Below are 12,211 nucleotides of genomic sequence, written 5' to 3'. Positions count from 1 at the left end.
AGATGAACAGTGATCAACTGGTTTCCTGGAAACTTGTTTTGCTGGGACGACAGATTCGTCATCAACGAAATCTATTCGTGCGGCACTTGGACTTAACTAGTGAACAAGCCGATGCGTTACGGTACTTCGCAGATCATCCGCAAAGTACCATTACGGATTTTAAGGCACGCCAACAGATTACCCATCAAACGGCTCGTTTAATTGTTAAGCGGCTAGTCGACCGACAGCTGTTGGAACTAACTTCCAATCCAAATGATGGGCGATCGAAGTTCGTGGGATTTACGCCTGCGGGATTAGAAAAGTGCCAACAGCTAGACACACACATTAAGCATACCAGTCAGAAGCTATTTACCGGCTTCACGCTCACCGAGCAGCAACAATTATTAGCGATGCTCGCACGAATTGGTCAGAATTTGGAAAGGAACTGAGGTTGTGTGAAGACACGCTTATATACAAAGGACGTTAAGTTGGTTTTAGCCGCTAGCTTTTTCTTCTTGATGAGTCCCATGTTGGTCAACCCAATTATTGCAGGATTCTCAAATAATGTTGGGGCAAACAGTGTTTTAGCGGGAATCGTTGCTGGAATGATGAATCTAACGTCGTTAATTTTACGACCGTTGGCAGGAAATTTAACCGATCGTTTTTCGAAGTATCGGTTGAGTTCGATCGGTTGGGTGGCGACCGGATTTATTATCCTTCTGTTGATCACGATTCAGTTTGTAGGAGATAAAAGTGTGCCCCATCCCGATTATCGAAAAAATAGGACAGTGCACCCTAAGATGCGGTTAGTGCAGCCTAAAGTTGTCCCAGTCGCGGCCATTCTGCTCCTCTTTTCGTTGCCCTACTTCGCGACACAAACCTACATCGTCAACTACGTCTTTCATCGCGGGTTTGCGATTCCGGCAGGGGCGTTTTTCCCGGTTTACGCGTTGGTTTTGCTAGCGATGCGGTTGATCTTGCGTGATGCCTTTGACCGAGTACCGTTTAAAAGATTTTTTTGGATCTGCCTTGGCTGTAATCTGATTGGAATCATCGGTTTAACTGACATGGACAACTGGGTGATGCTGATTGTCGGTGCGGTTGGACTCGCCGCCGGATATGGTCTGATGTTTTCTATTTGCCAGGCCAAGTCATTAACCTTGGTGCCTAAGGCCGACCGGGGCCTGGCAAATAGTACCTTCTATATTGGTATTGATCTGGGAATGACCTTGGGCCCCATGCTAGCAGGGGTGATTACGACGTATCTGCCATGGGCGTGGTTGTATCCGGTTATGGCAGTCACGCTTCCGGTAATTGTTGTGGTCTACTGGGAGAATCACCGTGGCCTTGCTTAAAAAAACTTGAAAAGAGTCCGTACAATCAAAGAAGACCCGGTTTGACTGAATAATTGGCCCAACGATACTAGTCGTGGTAAACTAACTTCATATCATTTTCTAATTGAATTCTTATTGTTTTACAATGAATAGGGGCGACTACATATGAAGTATCGACAGTTAGGCCGGTCAGGGTTAAGGGTTAGCGAATTAGCATTAGGTAGCTGGTTAACGGATGTCAGTGATACCACTAAACAGGAGCTAGCAGCGCAGAGCGTCCAGCTAGCCTATGAGAATGGCATTAACTATTTCGACTGCGCGGACGTTTACAGTGGCGGCGGTGCCGAACGGTTCTTGGGTAATGCCCTACAACAATTTTCGCGTAAAGAGCTGGTCATCTCAAGCAAAGTCTATTTTCCGTCTGGCAAAGGTGTTAATGACCGCGGATTATCGCGGAAACACATCACGGAATCCATTGACCAATCGTTGATCAATTTACAAGTAGATTATTTGGACCTGTACTTTTGTCATCGATTCGACACCCAGACGCCATTAGCGGAAACACTAACGACATTGAGTGGCCTGGTCGATCAAGGAAAAATCTTGTATTACGGGGTCAGTGAGTGGACGCCGGTGCAGATTTTGAAGGCGGAATTGATTATTCAGGAACGGGGACTCCATCCAATCACGGTCGTTCAACCAGAGTACAACATGTTTGACCGCTACATTGAACACGAACTGATTGATTTGTGTGGTGAAATGGGCTTGGGAATCGTGCCATTTTCACCGTTGGCACAAGGCCTATTGACCGGAAAATATCGGCAAGGGCAACCCGCGCCGGCTGGATCCCGGGGAACGTTCCAACCCGATTTGCAAGCACAATTGGTTCCGGAAAACTTTGCAAAGATTGCGGAATTAACCAAAATGGCTGCAGAACTGGACACAGATTTGGCGACCTTTGCTTTGGCGTGGGACAAGCGGGATCCGCGTATCTCCAGTTTGATCGTTGGGGCCAGCAAGCCGGCGCAGCTCAAGAACAATTTGAAGGCGGTTGATTTGAAGATTCCCACAGCGTATGAAGAACGTATCAACAAGTTGTTTGGGTTTAAGAAATTTTTCCGTGAAATTTAACTGTTGATAAAGTACATTTGGCCGCTCAGATTGAGCCGTTGGATGTGCTTTTTTATAAATTGCGAAGGAAGATTTACCGGAGCTAATCGGTCCTGACGTCAGATAATTACCGGACCTTGCGTGAGTCAAATCGACCGTGCTAAGTAATAAGTTAATTGAACTTAAACCGCTTTCCAAAGAAGTTCGAGCAATAGAGTAAATAGTGAAAAGCTGCATTCAAACATTTAGGTTGGGACGCTTGAATGTATTTATCTTCTGGTGTAGAAAAGGATTTGTAAAGTCTTCGAAAAACTTATGTATCAAGATTGTAAATCCCATTGACCGGGGTCTGGTCTACTGTTACCTTTGAAATTACGTAAGAGGAGGCTGGGATAATGGCCGGATTAGATTTTTCACTGATAATTGGCAAAGCTCAGGATATGGTAAAAATGGCTGATCCGGGATGTCTAGTAACTATTCCGGCTCCAACGGGAACGGGGAAAACGTATGGCATTATTCACTATATCAGTCAACAAGTTGTGAATACCATCGATGCACGTTTTTTCTTCGTCACCATGAAGAAAAACAATTTAAACATTAATGATTTTAGAAATACAATTGCCTGTGAATATGAACAGCAGAACGGAAAATTTAAGACTAGTGGGGCTCGTGAAGCGTATCTCCATCGGACAATTGCCGTATTACGTTCGCTGGATGAAGCGACGGGCGAAGTCATTGCAAGTCAATTACCACCAGAGCTGTCCGCAGCAGAAGATATCAATCGTGCGGTAGCCGAATTAAGAATTTACCAAGAGCGTTATCGTCAACAACCAGAGAAACAGTCAGTGACGGGACGCAATGATTTTCAAAATCTAAATCGGGCATATACGAAGTTTAAACAGGCGTTAATCAAGGTGATGGCACAAGTGTTAAACCTGAGTAGCCCCCTGACCAAGGAGAACCAGGTTGCACTAGAAAATTATGTTACTACGGACAAAAGCGAATTGGCACACTATCTTAATCGGTACTTTCCGGAAATCAATTTGAAGAAGTATCGATTAGTCCTAACGACGTGGGCGAAGTTCATGCGGACCGTACCATCATTTTACGATCAGAGGCCGATTTTAGTGACTGGAGCCAGATGTTTGGGAAATGCGACATTGATCTTAGATGAAGTAGATGAAATGAAGACGCAAATGGTTGAAAAAATTATTGACGACGCGATGAAAGTACCAGTTGACTTTCTATCATTGTTTCGTGAAATCAGTAGTGGGGTCAACAACGTACAGAAGAAACGTCCAGAAAGTGTGATGTCCGTTTTACGGCAGAACCATAAGTTTAGTCGCTTAAAGCAGCAGGTTAATCGTCTGGCTGCACAGTATGAATTGATAGAAGACTATAAGACAACCGATGCCGTATCGGCAACTAATTTTATATTTAACTTGGATAGTCTAACGGTTAGTAGTAGCCACCCTTGGTGGAGCCGACGGGATGTACAAGGTAAGCGGGTTGTTTTGTCACAGAAATATGTTGCGGAAGATGATTTGAAATTTTACCACATGATTCAAAGTATGAGCCAGTTTTTTAGCAGCTTTATTCAGCTGCTAGTTGAATGGGCAGATACATATAGCCAGCGGGTGAACCAACAACGAGTGGATATTGAAAATCAGTTAGAACTAGAAGATGCCGTTTACACAATTTGTGATTGCTTATGGTTGTCCGCCGATTCGAAGAGATTGGTTATTGGATTGTACCGTCAGGCAACTCTGGGTTTTCGTAAAACAGTGAAGCTCACCACAGATGGTCAGAGCGGTCATTACCTACAGCAGAATGGTCTCCAGTTGATTTCATTAACGGATAGTGATGCCCATTTGAATCGAACGCAGATAAGTGCGGCTTTGGTGCAGGAAACCCCTGAAAAATTTCTTATTCGGTTGGCTCGCCGCGGAATCGTTGTTGGCATGTCGGCGACCGTTAAGATTGATACGGTTATTAAAAACTTTGATTTTAAATTTATTCGAGAACAGCTAGGCCCCCGGCTTATAGATGGCTTGGATGAGCTACCCATGAGTGTTCAAAATCAATTTGATATAAGCCGTCGTTGTCGAGAAAAAGGCGTTAAAGTGGCAGTTGTTGAGGTTCCTCAAAAGAGCCCAGCCTACGAGAACGGCGACTGCATGTGTAAGTTGATTCAAGAATGTTGGCCGACATTTAAAATTGGACCTAAGCAAAGTCAAACGCTATGGATGCTTGAAAGACTGGTTAAACAGGAAATGGCGGATATTCGGTCAACATATCCTGATCGCAATGATCGTGGCTTAGTGGCCTTCGTTCAGAAGCGTTACTTGGATCTGTTTATGAGCTTCGTCCTTTTCCTGGGTGATTCAGAGAAGACAACCTTTTTAGGCCTGCAGGGTGTCTTGACCAAATCAGCGGGGGAAAAGGACGAAATTCAAATGTCACAGGAATTCGTAACCCAGGTCTTTACTCTGTTATCACAATTGCTGTGTGCTAATGAAAAGAATCAACCGCAATTATGTCTAATTGCGAAGAAACTGTCAGTAGAAAAGTTATCTGTTCCTAACCAGATTTCAGCTGCACTAAATTTGCCGGCCGAAGAAGAAACACGAATCTACCTGCTGAGCGCCTACGCCACTTTAGGCGTCGGTCAAAATCTACAACACAAGATTGGTACCCTCGAAATCGGAAAAACCATCGACGTGGCGTCGAATGATGCTGATCCGAATGATCCTCGCTGTCAGACTGTCGACCTTGCGGGAATTTATTTGGGACAGGTCACAAATGTTTTTACGCAATTTCCTCAAACGACAACTGAGAAGAATAAGTCGCAGTGGATTCGTGCTTTTTATGAATTGCTAAGTTTGGTGGATAATCGGGAAGTTTCGCTATTGGACATCGATCAATACGCCAACAAACAAAGCCGGGGTATCCCGGCAAAGCAATTCCGGCAGACGATTAGTTATGTGGGTGCACACACGCAAATTATTTTGCAGGCGCTGGGTCGTATGGATCGTTCATTTAATAAGTTATCAGAAATCACAGTCATTTTAGGCACAGATGTGCGCAACTATTTTAACGTCTCAACGATGGCAGATTATCAGTTAGGACCCGAAGCACAGGCTATCCGCAATCTGCAACGCGCTGAGGCTGATCCTGTGCTAACGTCTGAGAGAATTCGGCGTGAACGATGGCACAATCGAACCTGTGAAACGCAGCACGAAGTTAATAAAATGATTGGTAAACTACAAACTGATAGCGTGGTCGCCAAAAAGTTTCAGACGTATAGACAGAGTGTATTGAGGTATCCCACACCAACTTTTCAACAATACCATCGCCTGGAGAAGAAGCCAGAGGGGGCTTACTTAGACTGTGTGACAACAGCGTATCGGGTTAATCGTTCTGGTGAGACATTCACTTTTTATGGGGATGATCGCGACACACAGGAAATATCTGCAGAGGTAGCCGGTTTATTGATCTTACTCAAGTATCCGGGGATGCAGGCGTATTTTGAAAAAAATGGTTGGGCAATGACTTGGGTGCAAACGGGGTATGTGGTAAACCCGGTGCAATTTGACAGTTATTTAGGCATCCTGGGTGAGGTTGCAGGTCAGTTTATTCTTGAAAATCGTTGGTCAGTTAAGTTAAGTGCGCTCGTGGCGAGGGAAAATGAACTCTTCGATTTTCAAACGGCCAATCATGTTTATGTTGACTTTAAAAATTGGCGTCATCCGCATAGCGGAAACGCATTAGCGGAACGCAGACACGTGCAAGGTAAGCTTGACTGCATTGCTGATTCTGAGAGGGATGGCAGGAAAAGAGTTCTAATTGTGAACTTAATTGAATCAGCAGGTGACCAAGATTTTGTACCGCGGCAGACCCGTAATGGTCAAATTATGGAAATTCCATGGCTGTTAGACGAGCAGGGAAAATTCGCTTTAACACTGGAACAAGAAAGAAATGTGGGGGAGTTTTTAAATGGCAGATAGAGCACCGATTACATTTACGAACACAGTCGACTACGCATTCGATGAGGTTGGGTTTGACCAGCGGCTGCGGTTGATTTTAGTCGAGACAAAAATTCCTAACAAGTTGACAGCCTGGTTTGATGCATGCCCGGTCTTAGCCATTCATCAACTGGCACGGCAGTCTGATTCTCAACCGCATAGATCAATTAGACCCTGGCGTTATTTGGCATTAATGACTCAGAGTCAACCGATTCCGCAAGATGATCCGGACATTCACCAAACGGTTATTAATTTTCAACAAGCGGAGAAACAGGAAATTTCGACGGACACACTGGTTTTACTCATGATCAAAGCTTTGAAGCAGGGGCGTTTGGATTCCGAGAGGGTGTTCAGAAATTGGCACGCAACGGATCGGTTACTTTTAGTTAGCAGTCAAATGAAGAATACGGTGATTGCGGTCGAGGTCGACTTGAAAGAAAACATTTTAACATTGAAAACGCGGACCTTTAAGGCGGTACAGCCTTCACAAGAAAATGGCTTTGTTATCAATAACGATTGCCTAAAGAGGACCACTTCGTCTAAAGAAAAGCTTTGGAATCAATACAATCTTCACGGCGAGAAGAACTCTATTGCATTCTTCGCATTGAATACGTTGGATGACTTCATGAAAACGAGATTGGGACTTCAGAACGACCTGTTAAGAGAGCTTAAACAAGTGTATGGGGACTGTTTTCGTCAGCAACCACATTTTCGTGCGAGTGAAGTGATTGATTACCTGCCCAAAGCCAAGGTCACAGTAATTGAGCAAGCTATCGCGCTACTGAAAGGTCAGCAATTGCACTTTGTTAGCGACCCAGATGAACCCAATGTTAGTGCGTTAGTCGCGTATCTGACCACTAAGATGCGAACCAGTCCACGATTATTACAGGCCGGGGTAACCGTCTCGGTCAGTGATAAGGCTATTCCTGGCTTTAATATCCAGGTGGTCCTGAATCAGCGGGATCCGCACTATCAAGTAAGCAATAATGAGCAGATTATTCAACATTTAACCTTTGAGAGGTTCGGTGTCTTTGACGATGCTACTCAACAGTATCAGTGGCAGGGCGAAAAGCAGGCTGATTTAATGAATGACACGCAATTTTTCATGACGGTGGTGCAATTGCTAATTAAGCGTGACGTTCTTACTGGGAAATTGTGTCTACCAACAGCGATTGAAGCTGAGTTTGCGAGTCATTTTAGGTATCTTTACTTTGAAAAACAAAGTAAGAATTCAGAGTCCCTGCAACTCAGCGTGACCCGGTTAACGATTGCGTCGGATGGCGGCTTGCAATTTGAAGATACTTGTATTCAAGGTATTCCCTCTACCTCTGAAGCAAGTGAGTTTCAACGAGTGGCTAGACGTGTCTGGGAAGCATCGGGGAAAAGTCAAAGTCAGTTATTAGGTGCTATTCAAAGCGAGGAGGGAGTCTTTGCAATCTACCGGTCAGATTTGACCACGGTTCCGGACGCAGAAAAAATTAAAACTCAGATGATTGCGGCCAATGAAGATAATCGGGTTAGCCGCCAGAAATTATTGACGGTGGCTAATGGGTTGACCCTCAACGGGAAATATCTAGGACAACAGCAGCAATTGGTTGAAGAACTCACACAGTTGAATATGACTGATTTGACAGTTCGAGACCTTCGGAAGCAGTTCAAAATGTCCTGGAGAAACAAAGTGATGACAACGCTTAACGATGATTTTTACAAATCACAGAATCAGTGGCTACATTTGCCCATTCGTCAGAATTTGTATGCGTCATATTGGACGGGAACATACGGAATGGGACTGCTCGAATTGAATGGGGACTTTTACTACTTTATTGGTCGAAACAGTTCACTGGAACTCCAGCAGAAACGGGCAGTTCCTTTGAAGAGGCTTGTGGCAATTGACAGTGAACAGCCCAACGAAGATATTCGCCCGATTTTTCACGAGTTAGAATCGCTGATGCAGGTCGGTTTTGTCAGACTGAATCAATCCACGGTGATACCATTTCCTTTTAAGTACTTACGAGAGTACAAGGAGTTGCAGCAGCATCGCGAGAAGCAAGCTAAGGCGGAAGTGGCTAGTGAATCGGGTGAGCATTCCCCTAAATCCAGTTGACAACCCCACCCCAGACGACTATCATAAAACACAGTTAAATAAGTCGATTATGATGAATGAAAAACGCAGTGACCATTGACAGCGAGTCCGGAAGAGTGTGAGCCGGGTAATGGGTGTTGTGAGTTGGCACATTCGGAGTCGTTTCCAAGTAAGCTGCTAGTCCATTGTGACTAGAAGTAGGGTGGAACCGCGAAATTAAAACTTCGTCCCTACGTGAATTTACCTCGGTGAATTCTCGTAGGGATTTTTTTGCGCGCTTATTTGTTTAATCGGTCGATTAGCTGGTGAATTAGCCACTAACGACCATACAAGGAGGAAACAGCACCCATGACAGAAAAACTGTCCATGCAAGCAATCATTTTAAAGTTACAACAGTACTGGTCCGCACAGGGCTGCATGCTGATGCAAGCTTACGATACGGAAAAAGGGGCCGGGACCATGAGTCCTTACACCTTCTTACGGGCGATCGGACCAGAACCTTGGAACGCCGCTTATGTTGAACCTTCCCGCCGACCAGCTGATGGCCGTTACGGGGAGAACCCTAACCGGTTGTACCAACATCATCAATTCCAAGTCATCATGAAGCCCTCACCCGACAACATTCAGGAACTTTATCTGAACAGCTTGAAGGAACTCGGCATCAATCCTCTGGAACATGATATTCGGTTCGTCGAAGATAACTGGGAAAACCCATCCATGGGTTGTGCCGGTGTTGGTTGGGAAGTTTGGTTGGACGGGATGGAAATCACCCAGTTCACTTACTTCCAAGTCGTTGGGGGGATGGAAGTTGATCCCGTCACTTCTGAAGTGACCTATGGTTTGGAACGGTTGGCTTCCTACGTGCAAGACGTCAACTCCGTCTTCGACCTGGAATGGGCCGACGGTGTCAAGTATGGCGATATCTTCAAGGAACCTGAATACGAACACTCCAAGTACAGCTTCGAAGAAAGCAATCAAGACATGTTGCTTCGCCACTTCGACGAATACGAAGACGAAGCCAAGAAGCAGATTGCTAACGGCCTGGTTCACCCAGCTTACGATTACATCTTGAAGTGTAGCCACACCTTTAACTTGCTCGATGCGCGTGGTGCCGTTTCCGTTACCGAACGGGCTGGCTATCTGTCTCGCATCCGGAACATGGCACGGGCCGTCGCGCGGGCCTTCGTTGCTGAACGGAAGAAGCGTGGGTTCCCATTGATCAAGGACGAGACCTTACGTGCAAAACTATTAGCAGACGATGAGGAGGCCAAAAAATAATGGCACACACATTTTTACTTGAAATTGGACTAGAAGAAATGCCAGCCCACGTGGTGACGCCAGCTATCAAGCAACTGGTCAAGCGTACGGCTGATTACTTGAAAGAACAACGGGTCGATTATGACGTGATCAAGCCATTTTCAACCCCGCGTCGGTTGGCCATCTTAATCAGTGGCTTGGCCGACAAACAAGAAGACGTGAGTGAATCCGTCAAAGGCCCAGCCAAGAAGATTGCCCAGGACGCCGATGGCAACTGGAGCAAGGCCGCCATTGGATTTACCCGTGGTCAAGGCCTGACACCCGATGACATTACCTTCAAAGAAATCAAGGGGACCGAATACGTCTACGTCGACAAGTTTATTGCTGGTGAACCCGTAGCGACCGTCTTGGCTGGCTTGAAGGACATTATCACCGCCATGACTTTCCCGACCATGATGAAGTGGGGTACCCATCACTTTGAATACGTCCGGCCGATTCGCTGGATGGTGGCTTTGTTAGATGCTGACGTGATTCCATTTAGTATCTTAAACGTGACGACGGGTCGCAATACTCGCGGTCACCGGTTCCTCGGTTCAGATGTGGATATTGCCACAGCAGCCGACTATGAAGCCGACCTGACTGCTCAATGTGTCATTGCAGATGCCGACAAGCGGAAGGCTTTGATTAAGCAGCAGATTGAAAAAATCGCTGCCGATCACAGCTGGACGGTCAACATTGACGCTGGCTTGCTGGAAGAAGTCAATAACCTGGTTGAATGGCCAACTGCCTTTGAAGGCAGCTTTGATGAAAAATACCTGACCATCCCCGAAGAAGTCCTGATCACCTCCATGCGTGATCACCAACGTTTCTTCTACGCACGGGATGCCAGCGGCAAGCTCTTGCCTAACTTCATCTCCGTTCGTAACGGGAACGACCATGACTTACAAAACGTGGTTGCTGGGAACGAAAAAGTTCTGACGGCCCGTTTGGAAGACGCCATGTTCTTCTACACGGAAGACCAAAAGAAGACCATTGCTGATTACGTAGAACGGCTCAAGTCCGTAAGTTTCCACGATAAGATCAGTACAATGGCTGAAAAAATGGCCCGCGTAACTGCCATCGTGAGTGTCCTGGCTAAGCATTTTGACTTAAACGATGCTCAAACTAAGGCAGCCTTACGTGCTAGCGAAATCTACAAGTTTGACCTGGTGACCGGAATGGTCGGTGAATTCGCAGAACTCCAAGGCGTCATGGGTGAGAAATACGCCTTACTGCAAGGCGAAGACCCAGCCGTTGCCCAAGCCGTTCGCGAACACTACGAACCAATTTCGGCCGACGGTGCCTTACCAGAATCCGTACCAGGTGCCGTCTTGGCCTTAGCTGACAAGTTTGACAGTATCTTGACGTTCTTCGCTGCTGGCATGATTCCTAGCGGTTCCAATGACCCTTACGCTTTGCGGCGTCAGGCAACCGGAATCGTGCGAATTGCGCGTGACCAACAATGGTCCTTACCAGTTGCCGAATTGGCGAGTGATTTTATCACCGCTGAAGGCGCTGCTAATGTGGCACCAAATCTTGATCAAACAAGTCAAATCGACGCCATGGTGACCTTCATCAAGGATCGGATCCGTAAAATCTTGCGTTCTGCTAAGCAACGGCATGACATCATCGATGCCGTGACCGCTGGTTCCAGTAGTGACGTTCTGCGGATCTTCACGGCCGCTGATATCTTGGCTAGCCATGCTGATGACGATAACTTCAAGGCCGTCATCGAATCCCTAACGCGAGTGATTCGGCTGGCCCAAAAGGCCCCAGCCGAATTGGCAACGGCCACGGTTGACGCCAAGCTGTTTGAAAATGACAGTGAAGGCGAACTGGATAAGGGTGTCGCCGAAGTTGCTGCCGCAGCCGGCAAGGGCTTAGACGCTTTGTATGCTAGTCTGGCTGATATCCAGCCTGCCATTGCAGCTTACTTTGAAGCTACGATGGTCATGGATAAAAATGATGCCGTTCGGAACAACCGGTTGACGGAACTAAGCCACTTGGCAGCCTTAGCGTTGACATTGGGTGACTTGGATCAATTGATTGTTAAATAGGTAAAGCGTTGTGCTACTGACGGTGCAATGTGAAGGAATCGCTCTACGGAGGGGTTCCTTTTTTTACGTTACTTGCTTTATTCTTGATGCTAATAACGGTACTATTGAGATAGACAAAATGGTGGTAGCGAGGGAATTTCTTACGGGGCCTGAATATTATGTTCGAGATGCTCATCGTTTGCTGGCCATCTCCCAGACATTAGGGACGGCTTTGATTAATCTAGTCGGATCTGCTGACTGCCCCCACCCACGGCTTGTCTGCTGGTAGCGTACATGTGCCACCAGCCCTACAGAAAAACTATAAGCTATTGGGGCCATTTTTTTGCT

The 12,211-nt window shown here is 46.2% G+C and carries 7 protein-coding genes; all 7 read left to right on the top strand.

The features are described 5' to 3' along the window. The first annotated feature begins 2 nt into the window (after positions 1-2). Entirely contained in the window at positions 3-428 is a 426-nt protein-coding gene (locus tag EKM89_RS03730) for a MarR family winged helix-turn-helix transcriptional regulator (protein ID WP_125685818.1), read from the top strand. Positions 429-434: 6 nt separating this feature from the next. Then, on the top strand, positions 435-1,334 hold the full coding sequence (locus tag EKM89_RS03725) for an MFS transporter (protein ID WP_125685817.1): 900 nt from the start codon (positions 435-437) through the stop codon (positions 1,332-1,334). 144 nt (positions 1,335-1,478) lie between these two features. Continuing rightward, positions 1,479-2,444 (top strand): aldo/keto reductase family protein, encoded by a 966-nt coding sequence (locus EKM89_RS03720; RefSeq protein WP_125685816.1) that lies wholly within the window; start codon positions 1,479-1,481, stop codon positions 2,442-2,444. Positions 2,445-2,818: 374 nt separating this feature from the next. Further along, positions 2,819-6,430 (top strand): hypothetical protein, encoded by a 3,612-nt coding sequence (locus tag EKM89_RS03715; protein ID WP_125685815.1) that lies wholly within the window; start codon positions 2,819-2,821, stop codon positions 6,428-6,430. Then, positions 6,420-8,552, top strand: a complete 2,133-nt coding sequence (locus EKM89_RS03710; RefSeq protein ID WP_125685814.1) for a hypothetical protein — start codon at positions 6,420-6,422, stop codon at positions 8,550-8,552. Before EKM89_RS03715 ends, EKM89_RS03710 begins: the two co-directional genes overlap by 11 nt. A gap of 327 nt (positions 8,553-8,879) precedes the next feature. After that, complete coding sequence (gene glyQ, locus EKM89_RS03705; protein ID WP_125685813.1) at positions 8,880-9,809, top strand: glycine--tRNA ligase subunit alpha; 930 nt, start codon at positions 8,880-8,882, stop codon at positions 9,807-9,809. Continuing rightward, positions 9,809-11,884: a glycine--tRNA ligase subunit beta gene (glyS, locus tag EKM89_RS03700; RefSeq protein ID WP_125685812.1), complete on the top strand. Its 2,076-nt coding sequence runs from the start codon at positions 9,809-9,811 to the stop codon at positions 11,882-11,884. The genes glyQ and glyS overlap by 1 nt, the downstream gene beginning before the upstream one ends. Positions 11,885-12,211: the final 327 nt, after the last annotated feature.

It is taken from the genome of Levilactobacillus fujinensis (assembly GCF_003946335.1).
Taxonomy (GTDB): domain Bacteria; phylum Bacillota; class Bacilli; order Lactobacillales; family Lactobacillaceae; genus Levilactobacillus; species Levilactobacillus fujinensis.
The sequence above is the reverse complement of the archived record's forward strand: the minus strand, read 5'-3'. Positions and strand labels throughout refer to the sequence as shown.